This window comes from Georgenia sp. SUBG003 (assembly GCF_000715355.2).
Taxonomy (GTDB): Bacteria; Actinomycetota; Actinomycetes; order Actinomycetales; family Actinomycetaceae; genus Georgenia.
Window position 1 is genome coordinate 401,876 of record NZ_CP180204.1, and the last position, 24,840, is coordinate 426,715.

The window sequence follows — 24,840 nt, forward strand, 5'->3', positions numbered from 1 at the left end:
CCCACCGGAACGGAAGCACATGACCGAGCTGCTCAGCGCCGTCAACGACGCGATGTACCTCTACGTCCTCGTCGGCCTCCTGGTCGCCGTGGGCGTGTGGATGACGTGGCGCACCAGGGTCGTCCAGGTCCGGCTCTTCGGGCAGATGCTCCGCTACGTCGCGCGGTCGCGCCGCGGGGCCGACGGCGGGATCTCCTCGTTCCAGGCGTTCGCCATCGGCATGGCCACGCGGATCGGCATCGGCAACATCACCGGCGTCGCCCTCGCGCTGATCCTCGGCGGGCCGGGCGCGATCTTCTGGATGTGGATGGTCTCCCTCGTCGGGATGGCGACCTCGTTCGCCGAGGCGACGCTCGCCCAGCTGTTCAAGGTCCGGGCCACGGACGGCACGTTCCGGGGCGGCCCGGCGTACTACATCAGCCGCGGCCTCGGCTCGCGCCGCTGGGGCACCGTGTTCGCGTGGCTGCTCGTCCTCTCGATGGTCGTGGCCATGCCGATGGTCCAGGCCAACACCATCGCCGTGACCGTCGAGTCCTCCCACGGCGTCGACACGTGGCTCACCGCGCTCGTCCTCGTCGTCGTCACGGCCCTCGTGGTCTTCGGCGGCGTGAAGCTGGTGGCCCGGGTCGCCGAGGTGATGACCCCGCTCATGGCGCTGGGCTACGTGGCGACGGCGGTCGCGGTGATCGCCCTCAACCTCGAGACGGTCCCGCAGTTCTTCGCGGACATCTTCGCCGGGGCCTTCGGCCTGCGCGCCGGCCTGGCGGGCGTGGCCGGCGGGGTGGTCGCCGCGATCCTCAACGGCGTGCGGCGCGGCCTGTTCTCCAACGAGGCGGGCATGGGCACGGGCCCCAACGCCGCAGCGACCGCCACCGTCGCGCACCCGGTGCAGCAGGGGCTCATCCAGTCGCTCGGCGTCTTCGTGGACACGATGTTCATCTGCACCTCGACGGCCTTCATCATCCTGGCCAGCGGCGCCGCGGTGTACGTCCCGGGGGTCACGGACGTCGAGGCCGCGGGCCACCTGACGACGACGGCGGTCACCTCCCAGCTCGGGGAGTGGATGGCCTGGCCGATGACGGTCATGATCTTCTTCTTCGGCTTCTCCTCCATCCTCGGCGCCTTCGCCTACGCCGAGGTGAACCTGCTCTTCCTGCGCGCGGGCGCGGGCGCCTACCGGGTGCTGCGAGGGACGGTCGTGGCCACCACCGGGATCGGGTCCGTCCTCGCGCTGACGACGGTGTGGGCGCTCATGGACACCGCGATGGCCCTGATCACCGTGGTCAACCTCGTCGCGCTCGTGCTGCTCACCCGGTGGGTGGTGGCCGCCCTGAGCGACTACGAGCGCCAGGTGGCCGCCGCCCCCGGCGGGGCGCCGTCCGGGCCCGTGTTCGTCGCCGCCGAGCTGCACGACGCCCCGGGCGCCCTGCCCGGCGACGTCTGGGTGCGTCCGTCCGGCGCCGTGCGCCGCTGAGGCTGGGTCCGGCGAGGGCGGGACGGAGCTCTCGACCTGCGCTCCGGCGTCGGGGGAGTTAGCGTTCCCCGGTCCGCCGCGTCGCCCGTCCGGGAGGCGCACGCGCGTGTCACCGAGCCGAGGGGAATGCCGATGGACGCCGTCGTCGGTGCCGTCAACGACGTGCTGTACAGCTATGTCCTGATCTTCCTGCTCGTCGGGGCGGGCCTGTACTTCACCGTGCGCTCACGGGCGCTGCAGGTGCGCCACTTCCGCCTGATGGTGCGCAAGGTCCTGGGCTCCCGGCAGGGCGCCGAGGGCGGGATCAGCTCCTTCCAGGCCTTCGCCATCGGGCTGGCCTCACGGGTGGGGACGGGCAACATCGCCGGCGTCGCCATCGCCCTCACGCTCGGCGGGCCCGGCGCGATCTTCTGGATGTGGGTGGTGGCCCTCGTGGGCATGGCCACGGCGTTCATGGAGGCGACGCTCGCCCAGATGTTCAAGGTGCGCTGGCACGACGGCACGTTCCGTGGCGGGCCGGCGTTCTACATCCAGCGCGGCCTGGGCTCGCGCGGCTGGGGCGTCGTGTTCGCCGTCTGCCTGATCTTCGCCTTCGGCCTCGCCTTCAACATGGTGCAGGCGAACACGATCGCCGGGACGCTCGAGGGCTCGCACGGCTGGCCCACCTGGGTGACGTCCCTGTTCCTCGTGGCGCTCGCGGCGCCGGTGATTCTCGGCGGCATCCGCTCCGTGGCCCGGGTGACCGAGTGGATGGCGCCGGTCATGGCGTTCTTCTACGTGCTGCTCGCGCTGGTCGTCATCGTGACGAACCTGCCGGAGATCCCCGGCGTCGTCGCCGACATCCTCCGGGGCGCGTTCGGCCTCGACCAGGCGCTGGCGGGCACCGCCGGCGGGATGCTCGCCGCGCTGCTCAACGGGGTCAAGCGCGGTCTGTTCTCCAACGAGGCCGGCATGGGGTCCGCGCCCAACGCCGCGGCCACCGCCACCGTCGCGCACCCGGCGCAGCAGGGCTTCATCCAGTCCCTGGGCGTCTTCGTCGACACCATCCTGGTCTGCTCCGCCACCGCGTTCATGATCCTGCTCGCCGCGCCCGAGGTGTACACGCCGGGCGTCACGGGCGACGACCGGGGCGCCGTGCTCACGCAGACGGCCGTCGCGGACTCGCTGGGGACGTGGACCACCGTCCCGATGACCGTCCTGATCTTCGTCTTCGCGTTCTCCTCCGTGCTGGGCAACTTCACCTACGCCGAGGTCAACACCGACTTCATCCGGCCCGGCCGGGCCGCCAACCTCGCGATCCGCCTGCTCGTCGTCGCGGCGGTCGCCGTCGGCGCCCTGCTCGAGCTGGGCACCGTCTGGGCGCTCGCGGACGTCGCCATGGGGCTGATGGCCACGGTGAACCTCGTGGCGCTGTTCCTGCTTGGCAGGTGGGCCCTGGGCGCCCTGCGCGACTACGAGCGGCAGGCCGCCGCGGGGGGCGGAGCCGGTCTTCGTCGGCGTGGGCAACCCCGAGCTGCCCGGCGACCTGCCCACCGAGGTCTGGGTGGAGGGGGAGCGGCGCCCGGTCCGCCAGTCGCAGCGGCCGTGAGCGGTCAGGCCAGGAGACGGTGCCGCCCGTGACCACGTACGTCGCCCTGCTGCGGGGCATCAACGTCGGCGGGCACAACCGCGTCGCCATGGCGGACCTGCGCAGCCTCGTGACCGAGCTCGGGCACCGGGACGTCTCGACCTACGTCAACAGCGGCAACGTCGTGCTCACCTCGGCGCGCACCGACGAGGAGGAGCTGGGCCGGGAGCTCGCCGACGCCGTCCGCGAGAGACTCGGCCCGGCACCCGCGGTGCTCGTGCGCCCGCTCGACGAGCTCGAGCAGGTGGTCGCCGCGAACCCGTTCCGGCACGAGCCGGACCCGAAGAAGGTCCACGTTATCTTCCTCCGGGCGGCGCCCGCGCCGGCGCCCTCGAGACCGCGCGCGGCCGTGCGCACCGCGGCACCGACGTCGTCGTCCCCGACGACCCCCGCCACCGCCGCCGCCAGCCCCAGCTGCCGGCACCCCACGGCCTGGTTCGCGGCCCCGCCCAGCCGTTCGCGGCGCCTGGTCACCGGGGCCGACCCGCCGGCCTCCGGCAGCGCGTCGACGGCCACGACCAGGTCACGGGTCACCAGCCCCACCACCGCGACGTCGAGCATGCGTCCCCCTTCGGCCCTCCGGTCAGGCGTGCCCGGGCCAGCGTGCCGCGGGGACCGCGCGACCGCGAGCGCAGCGGTTCTCAGACGAGGCCGGCGTCCTCGCGACGGTTGCGGACGTCGTCGCGGAGCATGCGCACCCACAGGGCGAGCGCGAAGCCCCCGAAGATGACCCACTCGACGGCGTAGGCGAGGTTCTGGATGTTCAGGCTCGTGTCCGCGGCCGGCCCGGGCGGCGGGGCGTGGCGCAGGCCGGCGGGCGAGACCTCGGACCGGCCCTCCGGCGTCGGCGTGAACTCCACGAGGTACCCGCTCCAGGTAGGTCCGCCCCACAGGTTCGCCAGCTCGGCGGAGCTCACCGCGCCGACCATCCCCGCGGGCAGGTCCTCCCCCGCGGCCGGCCTCGGAGTCCTTGAGGTACCCGGTGACGGTGACCTCGCCGTCGGGCACCGCGAGCTCCGCGGCGGCGTCGGCGCCGGCCGGGCCCGCGACCGGGTCGGTGGTGACGTCCTCCGGCGGCACCCAGCCGCGGAGGACAGGCATCATCGCGCCCGCGCTGGGACCCTGGGTCACCCTGAGGGCGGTGACCACGAGGACGGCGTCCTCGCCGTCGACGGCGCGGCCGGGCACGTAGACCTGCTGGTCGGCCCGGTAGGTCCCGGTCACCTCGACCGGGACACCGAGCTGCTCCGCGCGGAATGACGTCTGGGGGGCGAGGACGTCGTCGACCGGGACGACGTCGCGGGCGAGCACCTCGGCGTGCGCGTCCTCCACCCTCTCGGCGCCGCGCAGGCTGGCGCGGTCGAGCTGCCAGGCCCCCAGCCGCACGCACACGACGGCGGCGGCGAGCAGGAGGACGAACAGCCCGATCATGCGCGGGGTGAGCACGGCCCGCCAGTAGTCGCGGGAGGTGCCGTCCGGGCCGCGCCCGTCCGGACCGTCTGCCGGTTCGCCCGGGCCCCGACCCGCGCCGTCCTGACCCAGTTCCGCGGAGTCCGGGCCGGGCGCGGCAGCGCCCACCGGCTCCTCCGCGGCGACGTCCGGCGTCCCGCCGTCACGGCGGGCCGGGCCGACCCCGGCCGGGTCGGGCTGGACTGCGGGGCGTAGGTCCACGGTCCCAGGTTACGTGCCGCGCCCTGTGCCGAGACCCTGTGCCCTCGGGCACACGGGGCCGCCCGCGCCGGCCCGCGGGCAGGCATCACACGCGGAAAACGGGCAGATGGAGGACACTGGGGCCGTCGGAAAGCAGCCCTCGACCCGGCCCTTCCCACGTGCTCCGGGCCGCATCGGCCCGGAGCGCACGCGGGAGCGCCCGTCGGTGACGATGAGACTGAGGAGATCCGCATGACCACGACGTCCCCAGCGACCACTGCCTGGCGCACGCGCGCCGCCGCCACCTCCCACGAGCTCGACGACGCCACGCTGGAGCAGGTGGACGCATGGTGGCGGGCGGCGAACTACCTGTCGGTGGGCCAGATCTACCTGCTGGACAACCCGCTGCTGCGCCGGCCGCTGAGCAAGGACGACGTCAAGCCGCGCCTGCTCGGGCACTGGGGCACCACGCCCGGCCTGACCTTCCTCTACGCGCACATGAACCGCGCCGTCGCCGAGCGCGAGCTCTCCGCCATGTACGTCACCGGTCCCGGCCACGGCGGCCCCGGTCTGGTCGCCAGCACCTACCTCGAGGGCACGTACACCGAGACCTACCCGCACATCACCGAGGACGAGGAGGGGTTGCGCCGGCTGTTCAAGCAGTTCTCCTTCCCCGGCGGCATCCCCTCGCACGTGGCGCCGGAGACCCCCGGTTCGATCCACGAGGGCGGGGAGCTCGGGTACGCCCTCTCCCACGCGTACGGTGCGGCGTTCGACAACCCCGACCTGCTGGTCCTCGCCGTCGTCGGCGACGGCGAGGCCGAGACCGGGCCGCTGGCGACCTCCTGGCACTCCAACAAGTTCGTCAACCCCAGGAAGGACGGCGTCGTTCTGCCGGTCCTGCACCTCAACGGCTACAAGATCGCCAACCCGACGGTGCTGGCCCGCATCCCCGAGGAGGAGCTCGCGGCCCTCATGCGCGGGTACGGGCACAAGCCGCACTTCTTCACCGGCGGGTTCGACGGCGAGGACCCGGCGGCGTTCCACCGCCGCTTCGCCGAGCTGCTCGACACCGTCCTCGACGAGATCGCCGAGATCAAGGCGCGCGCCGAGGAGACCCCGGAGGACGAGCTCGAGCGGCCCCTGTGGCCGATGATCGTGTTCCGGTCCCCGAAGGGCTGGACGGGCCCGAAGGAGATCGACGGCAGGCGGACCGAGGACTCCTGGCGCTCGCACCAGGTGCCCCTCGCCAGCGCCCGCGACACCGACGAGCACCTGCACGATCTGGAGACGTGGCTGAAGAGCTACCGCGCCGACGAGCTGTTCGACGAGGCCGGGAAGCTGCGGCCCGAGATCGCCTCCGTGGCCCCCACCGGGCACCTGCGCATGAGCGCCAACCCTCGCACGAACGGCGGGCTCCTGCTGCGGGACCTGCGCCTGCCGGACTGGCGCGACTTCGCCGTCGACGTGCAGGCCCCCGGCGAGCCGGTCACGGAGGCCACCCGGGTGCTGGGCGCGTTCCTGCGGGAGGTCGTCCGGCTCAACCCGGACAACTTCCGGATCTTCGGCCCGGACGAGACGGCGTCGAACCGCCTGCAGGACGTCTACGACGTGACGGACAAGCAGTGGAACGCCGAGTACCTGCCGACCGACGTCGACGACCACCTCGCCCGCGCCGGCCGGGTCATGGAGGTGCTCAGCGAGCACCAGTGCCAGGGCTGGCTGGAGGGCTACCTCCTCACGGGCCGGCACGGGATGATGAGCTCCTACGAGGCGTTCATCCACATCGTCGACTCGATGTTCAACCAGCACGCGAAGTGGCTGAAGGTCACCGACGACATCGCGTGGCGCCAGCCGATCGCGTCGCTGAACTACCTGCTCTCCTCGCACGTGTGGCGCCAGGACCACAACGGCTTCTCCCACCAGGACCCGGGCTTCATCGACCACGTGGTCAACAAGAAGGCGGACATCATCCGGGTGTACCTGCCGCCGGACACGAACACCCTGCTCTCCACCTGGGACCACGTGCTGCGCACGAAGCAGTACGTCAACGTCGTCGTCGCCGGCAAGCAGCCCGCTCCCGACTTCCTCGACGTGGACGAGGCGATCAAGCACTGCGCCCGCGGCCTGGGCATCTGGGACTGGGCCGGCACCGAGGTCGAGGGCGAGGAGCCCGACGTCGTCCTCGCGTGCGCCGGCGACGTCCCGACCCTGGAGACGCTCGCCGCCGCGGACCTGCTGCGCCGGCACATCCCGGACCTGAAGGTGCGCGTGGTCAACGTCGTCGATCTCATGCGGCTCCAGGACGAGAAGGAGCACCCGCACGGGCTCTCCGACCGCAGCTTCGACAACATCTTCACCACCGACAAGCAGGTCATCTTCGCCTACCACGGCTACCCGTGGCTGATCCACCGCCTCACCTACCGCCGCAACGGGCATCCCAACATCCACGTGCGCGGCTTCAAGGAGGAGGGCACCACCACCACGCCGTTCGACATGGTCATGCGCAACGACCTCGACCGGTACCACCTGGTGATGGACGTGATCGACCGCGTCCCCGGCCTCGGCCAGCGGTACGGGCGCCTCAAGCAGAAGATGATCGACGCCCGCCTCGACGCCCGGATGTACGCGTACGAGCACGGCACCGACATCCCGGCCGTCGCGGACTGGGTGTGGCCCGACGTCGGCGAGACCGCCACGGAGAAGGGCGGCCCCAGCGCCACCCTCACCACCGGCGGTGACAACGAGTAACGGCGACCACCGCCTCCCCCCGGCACGGACGGACCACGCCCGTGCCGGAGGACGGCGCCGGGCGGCCCGGGACCGGGCCGCCGACGACCCGCCGGCCGCGGCCGGCGCACGAGCAGAGAGGGACCCGCGCGTGTCGCGCAGCATCTACATCGCCTCCGCCGAGGGGCACACCGGGAAGTCCGCCGTCGGGCTGGGACTCGTCGACCTGTTCGCGCGGCGGGTGGAGCGGGTGGGGATCTTCCGCCCCGTCACCCGCAGCCGCAGCGAGCGCGACACCGTCGTCGAGCTCCTGCTGGGCCAGGGCGTCGCCGTCGGCTACGAGGACGCCATCGGCGTGACCTACGAGGAGGTGCACTCCGACCAGGAGGCGGCCCTGAGCCGGATCGTCGAGGCGTACCGCCCGGTCGAGCGGGACAACGAGGTCGTCATCGTCGTCGGCTCCGACTACACCGACGTCGCGACTCCCGCGGAGCTGGCGTTCAACGCCCGCGTGGCCGCCAACCTCGGCGCGCCGGTGCTGCTCGTCGTCTCCGCGCTCGGGCGCACCCCAGCCGAGGTCGCCCAGGTCGCCGAGCTCGCCATCGCCGAGATCGCGCAGGAGCACGCCACCACCGTCGGCGTGCTCGCCAACCGGTGCGACCCCGGGCAGCTCGACGCCGTCCGGGAGCGGCTGGCGCAGGAGGGGCTGCCGGCCTGGGCCCTGCCCGAGGTCCCGCTGCTCTCCGCGCCGGTGGTGCGCGACCTCATGGCGGCGCTCGGGGGCGAGCTCCTCATGGGCGACGAGGCGCTCCTGGACCGCGAGGCCGAGCACATGCTGGTCTCCGGCATGAACACCGAGCACATCCTCGAGCGGCTGCGCGAGGGCCAGCTCTGCATGGCCGCCAGCGACCGGCCCGAGGTGCTCATCACCCTCGTGGCCGCGCACGCCTCGGACAGCTTCCCCTCGCTCGCGGGCATCGTCCTCAACGGCGGGTACCGGCCCTCGGACCAGGTGGTGAAGATGGTCGAGGGCCTCGGCCAGCGCCTGCCGGTGATCACCACCAAGCAGGACACCTACGAGGCCGCCTCGATCGTGGCGCGCACCCGGGGACAGTTCTCCCGCGGGACCCAGCGCAAGCGCGACATCGCCCTGGGCCTGTTCGAGCAGCACGTCGCACCGGAGCCGATCCTGCACCTGCTGGACGTCCCGCCCAGCGACGTCGTCACGCCCCTGATGTTCGAGTCCCGCCTGCTCGAGCGCGCCCGCTCCGCCCGCAGGCACATCGTCCTGCCCGAGGGCGACGACGACCGCATCCTGCGGGCCGCCTCCACGCTGCTCTCCCGCAAGGTGGCGGACCTGACTCTGCTCGGCAACGAGCCGCAGGTCCGCGCCCGCGCCTCCGAGCTCGGGCTGGACCTCGAGGAGGCCGCCGTCGTCGACCCGGCCACGTCGGAGCTCCTCGAGCCCTTCGCCCAGGAGTACGCGCGGCTGCGCGCCCACAAGGGCATGACGGTGGAGCGGGCCCGCGAGATCGTCCGGGACGTCTCCTACTTCGGCACGATGATGGTGCACACCGCCGCGGCCGACGGGATGGTCTCCGGCGCCAGGCACACCACCGCGCACACCATCCGCCCCTCGTTCGAGATCATCCGCACACGGCCGGGCACGTCGATCGTCTCCTCGGTCTTCCTCATGTGCCTGGCGGACCGCGTGCTGGTCTACGGCGACTGCGCCGTCAACCCCGACCCGACGGCGGAGCAGCTCGCCGACATCGCGATCTCCTCGGCGGAGACGGCGGTGCAGTTCGGGATCGAGCCGCGGGTGGCCATGCTGTCCTACTCCACCGGCCAGTCGGGCTCCGGCGCCGAGGTGGACAAGGTCCGCACCGCCACCGCCCTGGTGCGCGAGCGTCGCCCCGACCTCTTCGTCGAGGGTCCCATCCAGTACGACGCCGCCGTCGACGCGTCGGTGGCCGCGACGAAGCTCCCGGGCTCCGACGTCGCCGGCCGCGCGACGGTGTTCATCTTCCCGGACCTGAACACCGGGAACAACACCTACAAGGCTGTCCAGCGCTCGGCGGGCGCCGTCGCGGTCGGGCCTGTCCTGCAGGGCCTGAACAAGCCGGTCAACGACCTGTCCCGCGGCGCGCTGGTGCAGGACATCGTCAACACGGTCGCCATCACCGCCGTCCAGGCCGAGGCCGACAACGCAGCGGCCGCCGTCGCCGCCAGCACCGAGGGGAACCGCGCATGAGCTCTACCGTCCTGGTCATCAACTCGGGGTCCTCCTCGATCAAGTACCAGCTGATCGACCCGGCCTCGGGCGAGTCCCTCGCCTCGGGCCTCGTCGAGCGCATCGGGGAGCCCGAGGGGCGGGTGGAGCACCGCACCGACGGACGGACCACGGAGCAGCGGGACGCGGTGCCGGACCACGCCGAGGGCCTGCGCACGGTCCTGAGGCTCTTCGAGGAGGTCGGGCCAGCGCTGGCGGACGCGGGCATCGTGGCCGTCGGGCACCGCGTCGTGCAGGGAGGGCGGTACTACGACAGCGCCGTGCTGATCGACGACGACGTGGTGTCCGTCATCGACCGCCTCTCCCCCCTCGCGCCGCTGCACAACCCGCCGAACCTCACCGGGATCCGGGTGGCCCGCGAGCTCCTGCCGGACGTGCCCCACGTCGCCGTCTTCGACACCGCGTTCTTCCGGAACCTGCCGGAGGCCGCCGCCACCTACGCGCTCGACCGCGAGGTGGCCGAGGAGTACAGCGTGCGCCGCTACGGCGCCCACGGCACGTCGCACCAGTACGTCGCGCTCAGGGCCGCCGCGATGGTCGGGCGGCCGTCCGCGGACCTGCGTCAGGTGGTGCTCCACCTGGGCAACGGGGCCTCCGCCTCCGCCGTCCACGGGGGGGCGTGCGGTCGACACGTCGATGGGTCTGACCCCGCTGGAGGGCCTGGTCATGGGCACCCGGACGGGTGACATCGACCCGGCGGTGGTCTTCCACCTCGCCCGCAACGCGGGCATGAGCATCGACGAGATCGACAACCTGCTGAACAAGCGCTCCGGCCTGAAGGGCCTGACCGGCTACAACGACATGCGCGAGGTCCACCGCCTCGCCGACGGCGGGGACGCGGCCGCGGCGCTGGCCGTCGAGGTCTACGCCCACCGGCTGCGCAAGTACATCGGCGCCTACGCCGCCGTCATGGGCGGGATCGACGTCCTGAGCTTCACGGCGGGCGTCGGCGAGAACGACCCCGAGGTCCGGGCGAGCGCCGTCGCGGGGCTGGAGTTCCTGGGTGTCGAGATCGACGCCGGACGCAACGAGGTCCGCAGCCGCGAGGCGCGGTTCATCTCCCCCGACGCGCCCGCGTGGCCGTGCTCGTCGTGCCCACGAACGAGGAGCTCGCCATCGCCCGCCAGGCGGTCGCCCTCCTCTGACCGCCGCTCCCCCGCGCGCCACCATCCCCCGCGCGAGACGTCCACTTCTCATCCCCCCCGCGCGAGACGTCAACTTCTCCGTGAGATGTCAACTCCTCGGCGAAACGCCTCGACGCGTTGTCATCTCCTTCACGAGACGTCGCCTCTCGGCGACGCGTCATCCTCACTCCGGCGAGCGAACGGCGCCCCTCTCAAGGAGAGGGGCGCCGTCGTCGGTGGAGATCAGGCGCCAGCCAGGCAGGACGCCGTCGCAACAATCACGTCTCGCGGAGAACTTGACCTCCCGCGGAGAACTTGACGGGCGGTCTCAAGGGGTCCACGCAACACCTCGATGAGAAGAGGTGGTGCGGGTGCCGCGTCCGATGGTGTGGGTCCCGGGGCGCAGGGCGTTCTGGCGGGCGATCCGGGCCGGGGACTGGACGTTCGAGTCGGCGGCGGCGGCCGGCGGCGTGTCACGCGAGGGGGCACGCACGTGGCTGGCCGAGGCTGGCGGGGTGTGTCCGTTAATCCTCGGCGAGCCCACGGGACGCCGTCTGTGCGTGCAGGAGCGGGACGAGATCGCGGTACGGCGCGCCGCGGGCGAGGGGGTGCGGCAGATCGCCCGCGCGCTGGGACGTGCCCCCAGCACGGTCAGCCGGGAGCTGGCCCGTAACCGGGCCGCCCGGCACCCCCATCCCTACCGGGCGCACCTGGCCCAGGCCAAGGCCGACGAGCGGGCCCGGCGCCCCAAGCCGGCCAAGCTCGCCAGCCACCCCCGGCTGCGCGCCTACGTCGAGGCCAAGCTGGGCCTGGGCTGGAGCCCGCAGCAGATCACCAGGCGCCTGCGCGCGGACTTCCCCGACGATGGGTCCATGCGCGTCAGCCACGAGGCGATCTACCAGGCCATCTTCGTCCAGGGGCGCGGGGCGCTGCGCAAGGAGCTGCACGCCTGCCTGCGCACCGGCCGGGCGGCCCGCCGGCCCCGCGGGCGGCGGGCCACCGCCCAGCGCGGTCAGATCCCCGACATGGTGCTGATCTCCGAGCGTCCCGCCGAGGCCGCCGACCGGGCCGTGCCCGGGCACTGGGAGGGCGACCTGATCACCGGCACCGCCAACGGCTCGGCGATCGGGACCCTGGTCGAGCGCACCACCCGGTTCGTGATGCTGCTGCACCTGCCCGACGGGCACGGCGCCGTCGCGGTCAGGGACGCGATCGTCAAGGCCATGCGCACCCTGCCCGAGCAGCTGCGCCGCTCGCTGACCTGGGACCAGGGCCGGGAGATGGCCCGCCACGCCGAGATCACCTTCGCCACCGACCTGCCGGTGTACTTCTGCGACCCGCACAGCCCCTGGCAGCGCGGCTCCAACGAGAACACCAACGGCCTGCTGCGCCAGTACTTCCCCAAGGGCACCGACCTGTCGGTCCACGGCCCCGAACGCCTCGACGAGGTCGCCGCCCTCCTCAACGGCCGCCCCCGCATGACCCTGGACTGGCGCACCCCCGGCCGAGGCTCTCGAGGCGCTACTCTCCACCCACCAACAAGCCGGTGCTGCAACCACCCCTTGAGACCGCCACGTCTCGCGGAGAAGATGACGTCTCGCGCGTTGGGGTCAGGCGTTGGAGGCGGCCTCCGCCGCGGTGACCTCGGGCTCGAGCGTGGCGACCGCGCGCGCCGCCCCCCTCGGTGTCCGACGCCGTGGCGAGCGCCTCGAGGTGGCGCCGCGCCTCGGCCGCCCGAGCCTGTGGACGACGACCCCGGCGAACCGGGGTACGACGCACCCGCGCGGCCCGTCCGGTCCGCACAGTCCGCGGCCGAGCCGCCCGTGCGGCCGGCGCCGGAGCCGGCCCGTCGGCCGACCGTCGCGCCCGCCGACGACACCCCGTCCCGCGACGACCCCGACGCCGAGGGCTCGGGCATGGTCGGAGCACCTCTCGTCGCGCAGGTCCTCGGTGGCACCGTGATCGAGGAGATCACCGTGTCCGCCGACGGCCCGGCCGCGCCGTAGGCTGGCACGCGTGTACGAAGGTGCGGTCCAGGACCTGATCGACGAGCTCGGCCGGCTGCCCGGTGTCGGCCCGAAGAGCGCTCAGCGCATCGCGTTCCACATCCTCTCGTCCGACACCGAGGACGTCGCCCGGCTCGCCCACGCGCTGACCGAGGTCAAGGCGAAGGTCCGCTTCTGCGAGATCTGCGGCAACGTCTCCGAGCACGCCCAGTGCCGCATCTGCACCGACCCGCGCCGGAACCCCGCCGTGCTGTGCGTCGTCGAGGAGGCCAAGGACGTCGTCGCCATCGAGCGCACCCGCGAGTTCCGGGGGAAGTACCACGTGCTCGGCGGCGCCATCAACCCGATCGACGGGGTGGGCCCCGACGACCTGCGCATCCGCGAGCTGATGAGCCGGCTCGCCGACGGGTCGGTCGAGGAGGTCATCCTTGCCACGGATCCCAACATCGAGGGCGAGGCGACCGCCACCTACCTGGCCCGCCTGCTGCGCGGCATGGAGATCCCCGTCTCAAGACTCGCCTCCGGGCTGCCCGTCGGCGGCGACCTCGAGTACGCCGACGAGGTCACGCTCGGCCGCGCGTTCGAGGGGCGCCGGCGCCTGGAGGCCTAGCCTCCGGAGGACGTAGTCCCGGCCTCCGGCGGACGCCGTCCTCGCCGACCTCGCCGTCGTGGTGGGATGACCCACGTGCTCGAGATCGACGCCCTCACCATCCTCCTGCTGGTTCTCGCCGGCCTCACCGCCGGCTGGGTGGACGCGGTGGTCGGCGGCGGCGGCCTCATCCAGCTCCCCGCCCTGCTCCTCGTCCCCGGCATCGCGCCGGTCCAGGCGCTCGCCACCAACAAGGTCGGCTCCATCATGGGCACCTCGATCAGTGCGATCACCTACTACCGCCGCGTCGGTCCGGACCTGCGCACCGCGGCCCCGATGGCCGTCGCCGCGTTCGTCGCAGCGATCGGCGGGGCCGCCGTCGCCAGCCGGATCCCGGCCGAGGCGTTCACGCCGATCATCCTCGTGGCCTGCGTCGCCGTGGCGTCGTGGACCCTCGCGCGGCCGTCCGTCGGCCGCACCACGGCGCTGCGGTGGGAGGGCAACCGGCACGTCGGGGCGGCCCTGGGGCTCGGCCTGCTCATCGGCGCCTACGACGGTCTGCTCGGCCCGGGCACGGGGAGCTTCCTCGTCATCTCGCTCGTGGGGGTCCTGGGCTACGCGTTCCTCCCGGCCTCGGCCATCGCGAAGATCGTCAACTTCGCCACCAACGCCGGTGCGCTGGTCTTCTTCGTCCCCCACGGTGCGGTGATCTGGTCGCTCGGGCTCGCGGTCGGCGCCGCCAACCTCGTCGGCGGCTACATCGGCGCGCGGATGGCGGTGGCGAAGGGCAGCGGCTTCGTGCGGGTCATCTTCATCGTCGTCGTCGGCGCGCTGGTGGTCCGGCTGGGGTACCAGACGGTCCAGCAGTACTGGGGGTGATCTTGGTCATCCCGGGCCACGCCGGCCCGGCCGCCCGTACCCCGGTCGCCGCCGCGGCGGCCAGATTCCCGCGCGGCGGTGCCGTTCTCCGGCCTGCGGGTCCCGCCCCGGCCCACCGGCGGCGGCCGGTCCGGCATGCGGGCGGGCCTGTGCCCGCCACCTGAGACGTCCCTACACTGAGCCAGTCCTCTCGGCCGCGCGGAGCGGCCGACGCGCACCCCCTCTCACCGGAGATCCACCCGTGGCCCTCGTCGTGCAGAAGTTCGGCGGCTCGTCCGTCGCCGACGCCGCCAGCATCCAGCGCGTCGCCCGCCGGATCGTCGAGACCAAGCAGGCCGGCAACGACGTTGTCGTGGTCGTCTCCGCCATGGGTGACACCACCGACGACCTGCTGGACCTCGCCGGCCAGATCACCGCCGACGCCCCGGCGCGCGAGATGGACATCCTGCTCACGGCCGGCGAGCGCATCTCCATGGCGCTGCTGGCGATGGCGATCCACGAGCTGGGTGTGAAGGCCCGCTCGTACACCGGCCAGCAGGCCGGGCTGCGCACGGACGCCCGCTACGGCAAGGCGTCGATCATCGGGATCGTCCCCGAGCGCATCCACAAGGCGGTCGACGCCGGCCAGGTCGCCATCGTGGCCGGCTTCCAGGGGGTCAACGAGCTCAACGACGTCACCACCCTGGGCCGTGGCGGGTCCGACACCACCGCCGTCGCCCTCGCCGCCGCCCTCAAGGCGGACGTCTGCGAGATCTACACCGACGTCGACGGGCTGTTCACCGCCGACCCGCGGATCGTGCCCGCGGCCCGGCGCGTCGAGCGCATCACCTACGAGGAGACCCTCGAGCTGGCCGCGCACGGCGCCAAGATCCTGCACCTGCGGGCGGTCGAGTTCGCCCGCCGCTACGGCGTGCCGCTGCACGTGCGGTCGTCGTTCTCGACCAAGGAAGGCACCTGGGTCACCGACACCCCCGTCGGGACCGAGGCCGAGGAGGAAGCCATGGAAGACCCGATCATCTCCGGCGTCGCCCACGACCGCAGCCAGGGCAAGATCACCGTGGTCGGCGTCCCCGACGTCCCCGGCATCGCCGCCAAGCTGTTCGAGGTCGTCGCCGGCGCAGAGGCCAACGTCGACATGATCGTGCAGAACATCTCGACCCAGCGCACCGGCCGCACCGACATCTCCTTCACCCTGCCCGAGGCCGACGGGCGCGCCACGATGCGCGCGATCGAGGAGGCCGAGGACACCCTGCAGTTCACCGAGGTCCGCTACGACGACCAGATCGGCAAGCTCTCGCTCGTGGGCGCCGGGATGCGCTCGCACCCGGGCGTCTCCGCCAAGCTCTTCGGCGCCCTGTCGAAGGCGGGCATCAACATCGAGATGATCTCGACGTCGGAGATCCGCATCTCCGTCGTCACCAGGATCGAGGACCTCGACGCCGCCGTGCGCGCGGTCCACACCGCCTTCGACCTCGACTCCGAGGAGTCCGAGGCCGTCGTCTACGGAGGGACGGGCCGATGAGCCAGGTCAGCAACGGCGTCACCGTCGCGGTGGTCGGGGCCACCGGGCAGGTGGGTCGCGTCATGCGCCAGCTGCTCGAGGAGCGCGACTTCCCGGCCGCCGCCGTGCGGTTCTTCGCCTCCGCCCGCTCGGCCGGCACCACTCTGCCCTTCCGCGGTCAGGACGTCGTCGTCGAGGACGTGGCGACGGCGGACCTCGCCGGGATCGACATCGCCATCTTCTCCGCCGGGGCCACCGCCTCCCGCGAGCACGCCCCGCGCTTCGCGGCGGCCGGTGCCGTCGTCGTCGACAACTCCTCGGCGTGGCGGAAGGACCCGGAGGTGCCCCTGGTGGTCTCCGAGGTCAACCCGCACGCGATGGCGGACCGCCCCAAGGGCATCATCGCCAACCCGAACTGCACCACGATGGCCGCGATGCCGACCCTGAAGGTCCTCGACGCCGAGGCCGGGCTGCAGCGGCTGGTCGTCTCCACCTACCAGGCCGTCTCAGGCTCCGGCGTCGCGGGCGTCAGCGAGCTCGAGGGTCAGGTCCGCGCCGCCGTCGACCAGGATCTCACGGCCCTCGCGCTCGACGGCTCGTCGGTGACGTTCCCGCAGCCGGAGAAGTACGTCGCACCGATCGCCTTCGACGTCGTCGCCCTGGCCGGTTCGATCGTCGACGACGGGTCCGAGGAGACCGACGAGGAGCAGAAGCTCCGCAACGAGTCCCGCAAGATCCTCGAGCTGCCCGACCTCGCCGTGGCCGGCACCTGCGTGCGGGTGCCGGTCTTCACCGGCCACGCCCTGTCGGTCAACGCCGAGTTCGCCCGGCCGATCAGCCCGGAGCGCGCCCGTGAGCTGCTCGCCGGCGCCGCGGGCGTCGAGCTCGTCGACGTCCCGACGCCGCTCCAGGCCGCCGGCGCCGACGACACGTTCGTCGGCCGGATCCGCACCGACCAGTCGGTGCCGGACGGCAGGGGCCTGGCGATGTTCGTCGTCGGCGACAACCTGCGCAAGGGTGCCGCGCTCAACGCGGTCCAGATCGCCGAGCTGCTCGCCAAGGAGCTCGTCGCCGCCTGATCGGTTGACCCGTAAGCGGGCCGCACGTCGCGAGAATGCCCTGACTGCACGTTTCCGTCATGGAACGAGCAGTCAGGGCATCGTCGACCACGGTGGTTCGCGGAAGGCTGCAGCGCCGACCGGCCACGAGACCCCGGTCGGCACGGCTAGCGTGCGGGCATGGGCACCGATGCCGCCGCTGACAGACCACCTGTGGCGGGTGCTGCCCCACGCCTCCTGCTCGGCCCCGTGCTGCGCCACGTCGACGAGACCAGCGCGACCGTCTGGGTCGAGACCGACCGTCCGTGCGCCGTCGAGCTCCGGGCCGCCGGGCGCGAGGTGCGCGAGGTGACGTGGGGCGTCCACGGCCATCACTACGCCCTGCTGGTGCTCACGGGTCTGCCGCCGGCGTCGGAGCACGGGTACGAGGTACTCCTCGACGGCGACGTCGCCTGGCCGGAGCCAGGCACCAGGTTCCCGCCGAGCGTGATCCGCACCGTCCGCCCGGACGCCTCGCTACGTCTGGCGTTCGGATCCTGCCGCCGTTGCGCGCCCGACGACGGGCGGGGGCGCCGCACCTTCGGCGTCGACGCCCTGGCCGGCCTGGCCGAGCGGATGGCCGTGACCCCGCACGGGGAGTGGCCGGACGCGCTCTTCCTGGCCGGCGACCAGATCTACGCCGACGACCCCTCGCCCGAGCTGCGGAAGCGGCTGAGGCAGGTGCACCGCGGCGGCGCCCGAGCGGTACGGGGCGAGGTGCGCAACTACGAGGAGTACACCTGGCTCTACCTCGAGTCCTGGACGCCGGAGCCGGTGCGCTGGCTGCTCTCCACGGTGCCGAGCGCCATGATCCTGGACGACCACGACCTCCGCGACGACTGGAACTCCTCGCTGTCCTGGCGCGAGTGGGCCACGCTCCAGGAGTGGTGGCCGGGGCGCGTCACCGGTGCCTTCGCCTCGTACTGGGTCTACCAGCACCTCGGGAACCTCTCTCCGGCCGAGCTCGCCGAGGACGCGGTCTTCGCCGCCGTCCGCGCGGCACCGGACGACGACGCACGCACCGAGCTGCTCGACACCTTCGCCCGGCGCTCCGACGCCGAGCCCACGAGCGCCCGCTGGAGCTACTACCGCGACTTCGGCACCCAGGACCACCGCATCCGCCTGGTCGTGGTCGACTGCCGGTGCTCCCGGCGGCTGGACCCCGCCCGGCGGGCCATGGTCGACGACGTGGAGTGGCGCTGGGTCCTCGACCAGGCACGCGTGGCGAACCTCGACCATCTCCTCCTCGGCACCACGCTGCCGGTCCTGCTCCCGCACGGCATCCACGACGTCCAGGGCTGGAACGAGGCGGTGACCTCCCGCCGCGCCTGGGGCCCGCTCGTCGCGCGGGCGGGAGAGTGGCTCCGCCGCGTCATGGACCTCGAGCACTGGGCGGCGTTCCGCGACTCCCTCGACCGGATGGCCGGCCTTCTCACGGACGTCGCCGGCACCACCGACCCGCCGGCCAGCGTGCTGATCCTGTCCGGGGACATCCACTGCTCGTACACCGCCCGCGCACGCCTGCCCTCCCCCCCACCCCGGCGACGGCGGTGCACCAGCTGACCCAGTCGCCGTTCCGCAACCCGATGGAGACCCCGCTCAAGCTCGCCTACACCGCCGTGGAGCTGCCCACGCTGCGCCGCCTGTGGCACCGGATGGCCCGCGGCGCGGGCGTGCGCGACGTCGGCCTCACGTGGGACGTGGACCACGGGCCGTGGTTCGTCAACGGCGTCATGACCCTCGTCGTCTCCGGGCGCGAGGCACGCGTCGAGGTCGGCGAGGCGGACGTGCGGGACGGGCGGTCGTGGCTGAACCGCACCCGCACCATCGACCTCACCGCCCGCGAGCCTCAGCCCGCCGGAAGGTGGCTGGACACGAAGTCGAGCTGACGCCGCAGCTGCGAGACCTCCTCGTCGTCGACCACAGAGCCGTGGCCGGCGCCGTAGGTGTACAGCTCCACCGGAGCGGCGTGGTCCGCCCGGGCCCGCAGCGCACCCACGAAGGAGTCGATCTGCCCCAGCGGGCACCGCGGGTCGTTGCGGCCCGCGGTGATCAGCACGGGCGCCCGCACCTTCTCGACGTAGGTCAGCGGGCTCGCCTCGCGGTACCGGTCCGGCACCTCCTCGGGGGAACCGCCGAAGAGCGACCGGTCGAAGGCCTGCAGGTCCGGCATCTCCTCGTGGTACGCGGTCACGTAGTCCGCCACCGGCACGTCCGCGAGCCCCAGCGCCCACCGTTCGGGCTGGGTGCCCAGCCCGAGGAGCGTCAGGAACCCGCCCCAGGACGCCCCGACGAGCACCGAGCGCGCCGGGTCCACCACCCCCTCGGCCACGAGCGCGTCGTGCACGGCGGCGACGTCCTCCAGCTCCGTCAGCCCGACCCGGCCCTCGAGCGCGTCGCGCCACCCGGTGCCGTAGCCGGTGGACCCGCGGTAGTTGACCGAGACGACGGCGAAGCCGTGGTCGACCCAGGCCGCGAGGTAGGGGGAGAAGGAGTCCGAGCGGTGCCAGGCCGGCCCGCCGTGGAGGTCGACGACGGTGGGGTATGGGCCCTCACCGGTCTCCGGCACGCGCAGCAGGCCGTGCACGCGGCCACCGGGCCCGTCGGCCCAGACGTCACGGACCGGGACCGACGGCGCCGGGCGGTGCCCGCCCGCACTGACCACCTCGCGCCCGGTGCGCACGGAGAGGACCTGGCGGGGCTGGGCCGCCGAGGACCAGCGCAGCCACACGTCGGCGCGCGGGGCGGGTCGCTGTCCTCGTCGCGCTCAGCATCCTCCTGACCGTGGCGGTCGCCGGCGTCGCCGGGGTGTCCTACCTCCAGGGGCGGCTCGAGGCGGGGATCGAACGCATCGGCGACCCGTTCGCCCCGCTGCCGGAGCGGCCCGTCAACGCGCCGCGGACCGTGGTGGCGGACGGAGCCGGGGCGGCGGCCCGCCCGCCCGTCAACATCCTGGTGCTCGGCTCAGACAGCCGGATCTCGGCGGGCGACCCGGACCGGTGGACCGCAGGTGCCCAGCGCACCGACGCCATCATGCTGGCGCAGATCTCGGGTGACCGGGAGAGCCTGACGATGATGTCGATCCCGCGCGACTCGTGGGTGGAGGTTCCGGGCCACGGCACCGCGAAGATCAACGCCGCGTTCTCCTGGGGCGGCCCCACGCTGATGATCGAGACCGTGGAGCAGCTGACCGGGGTGCGGGTCGACCACTTCGCCGTCGCCGACTTCGAGTCGTTCGCCGAGCTCACCGACGAGCTGGGCGGTGTGGAGCTCACGCTCGCGCAGCCGCTCACCGCCGGCGGTGCGACCCTCGAGGAGGGAACCCACGTGCTCGACGGCGAGCAGGCGCTCGCCTACGCCCGCGAGCGGTACAACGTCGACGGCGGCGACTTCGGTCGTGTCCAGCGCCAGCAGAACTGGATGCGCGCGATCATGCGCTCCATGTTCGACCGGGAGCTCCTGACCGACCCCGGCCGGCTGATGTCGACCCTCGAGGCGGTCACCCGGTCGCTCTCCCTCGACGACGGCCTGACCGTGTCGAAGATGCGGGACCTGGCGATCGGCGCCCGAGCCCTCCGTCCGGACTCTGTCCACTTCATCACGGCGCCGTACGTCGGGACCGGCCGCAGCCCGGACGGGACGCAGTCGATCGTGCTGCTCGACGACGCGAGGATGAAGGAGGTCAGCGCGGCGTTCGCGGAGGACAGGATCGGGGACTACCTGACGGCTCACCCGGACGCCGCACCCGCCCTCGGGGACCACGTCGACTGAGCCGGCCTGTCAGTACGCGTCGGCGCCCTCGGCGAAGAGCGTCACGTGCAGGCCGGCGGCCACGTCGAGGCGCGAGTTGAGCGAGTGCCACGGCGTGACCGTCGGCGGTGCGACGAGTTCCGCCCCGGCCTCGACCAGCTTGTCGGTCATCGCCGCGGTGTCGTCCACCTCGAGGGCGAGCCTGATCTTCGGGGCGACGTGCCGGCCGACCTCGACGTCGTCGATGAGATCCTTCTGGGCGGGGTTCGCGATCTCCAGGGTCGCCCGGCCGGCGCCCATGATCGTCACCTCGGCGCCGCCCTCGCTGGAGTAGGTCTCCTCGACCGGCAGGCCCACCACGTCACGGAAGAAGGCGACGGCGGCCTCGTAGTCCTCGGCCTCGACGACGACGCGCAGCTGGTGGACGCCCATCCCGCGAGACTACCCAGACGCCTCCCTGGCTGCTACGGGTCCGGAGCGCCGGCCATGGGACGCTCCCGGCACCCGCCCGCGGACGTGGCGGGATGTCGGCGGGACGTGGTTGCCTCTAGCCGACCGGATCCGCGCCACCGAACGAGGAGACGTCATGGCAGCGACAGTGCAGATCACCTTCGACGCGGCCGACCCCGGCGCGCTCGCGCGCTTCTGGGCCGACGTGCTCGGCTACCAGCTCGACCCGCCACCGCCCGGGTTCGCCTCCTGGACGGACGCGCTCGACGCCTGGGGCGTCCCCGAGGAGCGCCGCAACGACCGGTCCGCCGTCAGCGACCCCGGAGGCACAGGACCGCGCCTGTTCTTCCAGCGCGTGCCGGAGAGCAAGACCGCGAAGAATCGCGTGCACCTGGACGTCCGCGCAGCTCCCGGGCTGCAGGGTGAGGAGCGGATGGCGGCGCTCGAGGAGCGGTGCGACCAGCTGGTCGCCCTCGGTGCCGTGCGCGTGCGTCGCTTCGAGCCCGGCGGCATGGACGCGGGCTGGATCGTCATGCAGGACCCGGAGGGCAACGAGTTCTGCCTGGACTGATCGCCCCGGCCCGGGCGTACGGTCCCGGCGTGCGGGGCCACGGAGGTCCGCCTACCGTCGAGGACCGAGGAGCAACCACCCCGACCGCACCCGGAGGAGAGATGGCCGAGTCCGTCGTCGACGACGAGCTGTGGGAGGAGTTCCACCGGCTCGTCAACATGACGTCCGCCGAGCTTCGCGACTGGCTGGCGACCGAGGAGTCCGGCGAGACCGCCGAGGTCTACCCGGACCAGGCCGGCACGCCCGCGTCCCGCACCGTGCTGGGCGTGCTGGGCAAGCGCCGCACCGACCTCACCGAGGACGACGCGACGACCATGCGGAACGTCGTCGCGGAGATCAGGACCGCGCGCGGCGCGGAGCCCGAGCCCACCGCCGGCGACGCCGCGTGGCGCCGTCGTCTGATGTCTCTCGGACACGACCCTCTCAAGCCGCTCTGACCGACCGCACCGACAGGAGGAGGAAAGGCATGGCCTCGGAAAGCAGCACGACGACCGACCACGACGAGATCCGCCGCTGGGTGGAGGAGCACGACGGCAGGCCCGCCAGCGTGCGGGGCACCGAGGAGTCGGGCGAGGCGGGCGTCCTCCGGATCGACTTCCCGGGCGGTGCCGGCGAGGACCAGCTCGAGCACATCAGCTGGGACGACTGGTTCGCCAAGTTCGAGGACGAGAAGCTCGCCTTCCTGTACCAGCAGAAGAAGGCGGACGGCAGCGACTCCACCTTCTTCAAGCTGGTGTCGCGGTGAGCGCCACGCCCGCAGCCACCGAGGCGCCGGCAGCGTTCGAACCCACCCGGATCATCGTCACGGGAGGCGACTCGGGCATCGGGAAGGCCACGGCCGTCGCGCTCGCCGCGCCCGGCCGGCAGGTCGCCGTCACCTGGCACGAGGACGAGGCCGGCGCGGAGGCGACGGCGGAGGAGGTGCGGGCGGCCGGGGCCACGGCGCACATGCGTCGCCTCGACCTGACCGAGCCGCGCAACGGCACGGCCGTCGTGGACGAGCTCGCGGAGGCGATGGGCGGTGTCGACACGCTCGTGATGAGCTCAGGCACCGGCAGCTCGACCCTGCTGCTCGAGATGGACTGGTCGACCTGGCGGGACGTCCTCTCGGTGGACCTCGACGGAGCGTTCTGCTGCCTCCAGGCTGCGGCACGGCACATGGTCGCGGCCGGCAACGGCGGCAGGATCGTGGCCATCACCTCGGTGCACGAGCGCGCTCCGCGCGTGGGCGCAGGCCCGTACTGCGCCGCCAAGGGCGGGCTGGGCCTGCTGGTCAAGGTCGCGGCGATCGAGCTTGCCGAGCACGGCATCACCGTCAACGCAGTGGCACCGGGGGAGATCGCCACCCCCATGACGGGGCAGGAGGACGAGTCGGTTCTCGAGGACAAGTACCGCCCAGGAATCCCGGTCGCGCGCCCCGGGGACGCGCGGGAGATCGCCGCGACGGTGGCGTTCCTGTGCGGGCCGGACGCCGGATACGTCAACGGCGCGTCGTGGGCCGTCGACGGCGGCATGCTCACCATGGGCCCGATGGCGGGCTCGCACCTGACCAGCGACGACTGGCGGCGCCCCTGAGACTCGCCACGTGGTGAGACGCCGCCACCAGGCGCGCCTGCGGCTGCGCGGGAACGCGTCGTGGCGAGAGCCCAGGCGGGGGGACCGCGCCGAGGCTGCGGCCCGAGGCACGGCGTGCGGCGACGTCGGCTCGGGCGGCCGCGACGGCGTCGTCGTCGGGCAGGAGCGCCGCGCGCAGCTCCGCCTCGCGCTCCCGGTACGCGGCGGCGAAGTCCTGCGGCAGGGCGCGCAGGCGGTCCAGGACCGACGGCGCACGACCGGCGGCCAGGAGGATCGCGGTTCCGGCGATCGTGACGCCGAGGAGCCCCACGCCCACGAGCACGCGGGGGGTTCATCGCTGCCGCCCGTTCCCGCCGAGCACGCTGCGGACGGCGTAGGAGAAGGCGGACAGCTTGATGAGCGGCCCGCCGACGGTGGCGGAGACCAGCGTGGTCAGCGCGGAGACGTCCTCCGTCACCTGAGCGGCCGAGGTGGTGATCGTGTCGACCTTCTCGAGCTGGCCGTTGGTGGCGCGGATGGTCTGGGCGGCCTCGTCGATCGCCGGGAGGGTGTGCTCGGTGAGCTGCCGGACGGTGCCGCGGGTCTCGTCGAGAACCTTGCCGAGCTTGAGCAGGGGCACGGCGAGGAAGATCACCAGCGCCACGAACGCGATCGCGGCGATCAGACCGGCGATGTCACCGACGGACATGTGGGCTCCTTGGGAACGAGAGGTCAGGCCCGGCGTCCGGTCCTGAGCCGACGCCGCCGGGAGGAATCTACCCTCCGACGGCAGCGCCCCGGGAACCGGCGTGGTGGGCCGGCTGCCCGGGGCGCAGCGTGCGAGGAGACGGATCAGCGCGAGTAGTACTCGACGACCAGCTGCTCGTTGCAGGTCACGGGGACCTCGACGCGCTTCGGGCGGCGGACCAGCTCGGCGCGCAGCTTCTCGACCTGGACGTCGAGGTACGCCGGGACGTTGGGCAGCACGTCGCGGTGGGCGCCGGCGGCGGCGACCTGGAAGGGCACCATCGTCTGGGAGCGCGGCTTGACCTGGATGACCTGGCCCGGCTTCACGCGGAAGGACGGACGGTCGACGAGCTTGCCGTCCACGAGGATGTGGCGGTGCACGACGGCCTGGCGGGCCTGGGCGATGGTGCGCGCGAATCCGGAGCGCAGCACGAGGGCGTCGAGGCGCATCTCGAGCAGCTCGACGAGGGACTCACCGGTCAGGAACTGCTCGCGGCGGGCCTCCTCGAAGACGCGCTGCAGCTGCGCCTCGCGGATGCCGTACTGGGCGCGCAGACGCTGCTTCTCCTTCAGACGCACCGCGTAGTCGGACTCGGTGCGGCGACGGGCGCGCCCGTGCTCGCCCGGACCGTACGGGCGCTTCTCGAAGTACTTGACGGCCTTGGGGGTCAGCGCGATGCCCAGGGACCGGGAAAGGCGCACCTGACGGCGCGTGCGGCTCACTGCCATGTGGTTGAACTTCCTGTCGTTGTTGACGTCACACCGGCGACGGCGGATGCCGTTCGGCGCGGGGTCGAC

Annotated in this window: 21 protein-coding genes and 4 pseudogenes; 19 read left to right on the forward strand and 6 right to left on the reverse strand. The window is 72.9% G+C overall.

From position 1 onward, the window contains the following. The first annotated feature begins 19 nt into the window (after positions 1-19). The 3 genes and pseudogenes from DA06_RS01765 to DA06_RS01775 form a co-directional block, all read left to right on the forward strand. Positions 20-1,474 (forward strand): alanine/glycine:cation symporter family protein, encoded by a 1,455-nt coding sequence (locus DA06_RS01765; protein WP_052436247.1) that lies wholly within the window; start codon positions 20-22, stop codon positions 1,472-1,474. A gap of 132 nt (positions 1,475-1,606) precedes the next feature. Continuing rightward, positions 1,607-3,094, forward strand: coding sequence for an alanine/glycine:cation symporter family protein (locus tag DA06_RS01770; protein WP_418606766.1), 1,488 nt, complete (start codon positions 1,607-1,609; stop codon positions 3,092-3,094). A 56-nt stretch (positions 3,095-3,150) separates the two neighbouring features. After that, positions 3,151-3,372: pseudogene (locus DA06_RS01775) on the forward strand (DUF1697 domain-containing protein); the annotation flags it as partial. 83 nt (positions 3,373-3,455) lie between these two features. Here the strand turns inward: DA06_RS01775 and DA06_RS01780 are convergent. Then, a pseudogene (locus tag DA06_RS01780) lies at positions 3,456-4,532 on the reverse strand (SURF1 family cytochrome oxidase biogenesis protein); the annotation flags it as partial. Positions 4,533-5,003: 471 nt separating this feature from the next. Here DA06_RS01780 and DA06_RS01785 point away from each other — a divergent pair. From DA06_RS01785 to DA06_RS01835, 11 genes and pseudogenes are all read left to right on the forward strand, one after another. Continuing rightward, a complete protein-coding gene (locus tag DA06_RS01785; protein ID WP_043496854.1) occupies positions 5,004-7,502 on the forward strand; it encodes a phosphoketolase in 2,499 nt (832 codons plus the stop codon). 130 nt (positions 7,503-7,632) lie between these two features. Further along, a complete protein-coding gene (gene pta / locus DA06_RS01790; RefSeq protein WP_043496855.1) occupies positions 7,633-9,735 on the forward strand; it encodes a phosphate acetyltransferase in 2,103 nt (700 codons plus the stop codon). Then, positions 9,732-10,919, forward strand: a pseudogene (locus DA06_RS01795) (acetate kinase). Before pta ends, DA06_RS01795 begins: the two are co-directional and overlap by 4 nt. A 362-nt stretch (positions 10,920-11,281) precedes the next feature. Continuing rightward, a pseudogene (locus tag DA06_RS01800) lies at positions 11,282-12,464 on the forward strand (IS30 family transposase). A 176-nt stretch (positions 12,465-12,640) separates the two neighbouring features. After that, positions 12,641-12,904, forward strand: a complete 264-nt coding sequence (locus DA06_RS01805) for a hypothetical protein (RefSeq protein ID WP_418606767.1) — start codon at positions 12,641-12,643, stop codon at positions 12,902-12,904. A gap of 10 nt (positions 12,905-12,914) precedes the next feature. Beyond that, the gene (recR, locus tag DA06_RS01810) at positions 12,915-13,514 is read left to right on the forward strand and encodes a recombination mediator RecR (RefSeq protein WP_043496859.1); all 600 of its coding nucleotides are present in this window, start codon (positions 12,915-12,917) and stop codon (positions 13,512-13,514) included. 66 nt (positions 13,515-13,580) lie between these two features. Continuing rightward, the gene (locus tag DA06_RS01815) at positions 13,581-14,372 is read left to right on the forward strand and encodes a sulfite exporter TauE/SafE family protein (RefSeq protein ID WP_043496860.1); all 792 of its coding nucleotides are present in this window, start codon (positions 13,581-13,583) and stop codon (positions 14,370-14,372) included. A 241-nt stretch (positions 14,373-14,613) separates the two neighbouring features. Beyond that, on the forward strand, positions 14,614-15,894 hold the full coding sequence (locus tag DA06_RS01820; protein ID WP_043496861.1) for an aspartate kinase: 1,281 nt from the start codon (positions 14,614-14,616) through the stop codon (positions 15,892-15,894). Beyond that, positions 15,891-16,952 carry an aspartate-semialdehyde dehydrogenase gene (locus DA06_RS01825; RefSeq protein ID WP_043496862.1) on the forward strand — a complete coding sequence of 354 codons (1,062 nt, stop codon included), beginning with the start codon at positions 15,891-15,893 and terminating at the stop codon, positions 16,950-16,952. Before DA06_RS01820 ends, DA06_RS01825 begins: the two co-directional genes overlap by 4 nt. A 159-nt stretch (positions 16,953-17,111) precedes the next feature. Further along, positions 17,112-18,533 carry an alkaline phosphatase family protein gene (locus tag DA06_RS01830; protein ID WP_418606768.1) on the forward strand — a complete coding sequence of 474 codons (1,422 nt, stop codon included), beginning with the start codon at positions 17,112-17,114 and terminating at the stop codon, positions 18,531-18,533. Continuing rightward, entirely contained in the window at positions 18,521-18,859 is a 339-nt protein-coding gene (locus DA06_RS01835) for a hypothetical protein (protein WP_418606769.1), read from the forward strand. Before DA06_RS01830 ends, DA06_RS01835 begins: the two co-directional genes overlap by 13 nt. Here the strand turns inward: DA06_RS01835 and DA06_RS01840 are convergent. Further along, positions 18,820-19,701 carry an alpha/beta hydrolase family protein gene (locus DA06_RS01840; RefSeq protein ID WP_052436251.1) on the reverse strand — a complete coding sequence of 294 codons (882 nt, stop codon included), beginning with the start codon at positions 19,699-19,701 and terminating at the stop codon, positions 18,820-18,822. The two genes, DA06_RS01835 and DA06_RS01840, sit on opposite strands and share 40 nt — an antisense overlap. Before the next feature lie 53 nt (positions 19,702-19,754). Here DA06_RS01840 and DA06_RS01845 point away from each other — a divergent pair, with 53 nt between their 5' ends. After that, positions 19,755-20,741: an LCP family protein gene (locus tag DA06_RS01845; protein WP_418606770.1), complete on the forward strand. Its 987-nt coding sequence runs from the start codon at positions 19,755-19,757 to the stop codon at positions 20,739-20,741. 9 nt (positions 20,742-20,750) lie between these two features. Here DA06_RS01845 and DA06_RS01850 read toward each other — a convergent pair whose 3' ends face one another. Then, entirely contained in the window at positions 20,751-21,152 is a 402-nt protein-coding gene (locus tag DA06_RS01850; protein ID WP_043496869.1) for a VOC family protein, read from the reverse strand. Positions 21,153-21,306: 154 nt separating this feature from the next. Between DA06_RS01850 and DA06_RS01855 the strand changes: the two genes are divergently transcribed. From DA06_RS01855 to DA06_RS01870, 4 genes are all read left to right on the forward strand, one after another. Continuing rightward, complete coding sequence (locus DA06_RS01855; protein ID WP_043496870.1) at positions 21,307-21,741, forward strand: VOC family protein; 435 nt, start codon at positions 21,307-21,309, stop codon at positions 21,739-21,741. Between the two features lie 101 nt (positions 21,742-21,842). Beyond that, complete coding sequence (locus tag DA06_RS01860) at positions 21,843-22,178, forward strand: DUF3140 domain-containing protein (protein ID WP_043496871.1); 336 nt, start codon at positions 21,843-21,845, stop codon at positions 22,176-22,178. Between the two features lie 29 nt (positions 22,179-22,207). Further along, positions 22,208-22,486: a hypothetical protein gene (locus tag DA06_RS01865; RefSeq protein ID WP_043496872.1), complete on the forward strand. Its 279-nt coding sequence runs from the start codon at positions 22,208-22,210 to the stop codon at positions 22,484-22,486. After that, entirely contained in the window at positions 22,483-23,316 is an 834-nt protein-coding gene (locus tag DA06_RS01870) for an SDR family oxidoreductase (RefSeq protein ID WP_052436252.1), read from the forward strand. Before DA06_RS01865 ends, DA06_RS01870 begins: the two co-directional genes overlap by 4 nt. Here DA06_RS01870 and DA06_RS01875 read toward each other — a convergent pair. From DA06_RS01875 to rpsD, 3 genes are all read right to left on the reverse strand, one after another. Continuing rightward, a complete protein-coding gene (locus DA06_RS01875; protein WP_418606772.1) occupies positions 23,258-23,638 on the reverse strand; it encodes a hypothetical protein in 381 nt (126 codons plus the stop codon). The genes DA06_RS01870 and DA06_RS01875 overlap by 59 nt on opposite strands. Positions 23,639-23,647: 9 nt before the next feature. Continuing rightward, positions 23,648-24,004, reverse strand: a complete 357-nt coding sequence (locus DA06_RS01880; RefSeq protein WP_043496876.1) for a DUF948 domain-containing protein — start codon at positions 24,002-24,004, stop codon at positions 23,648-23,650. 143 nt (positions 24,005-24,147) lie between these two features. Further along, positions 24,148-24,771, reverse strand: coding sequence for a 30S ribosomal protein S4 (gene rpsD, locus DA06_RS01885; protein ID WP_043496877.1), 624 nt, complete (start codon positions 24,769-24,771; stop codon positions 24,148-24,150). Positions 24,772-24,840: the final 69 nt, after the last annotated feature.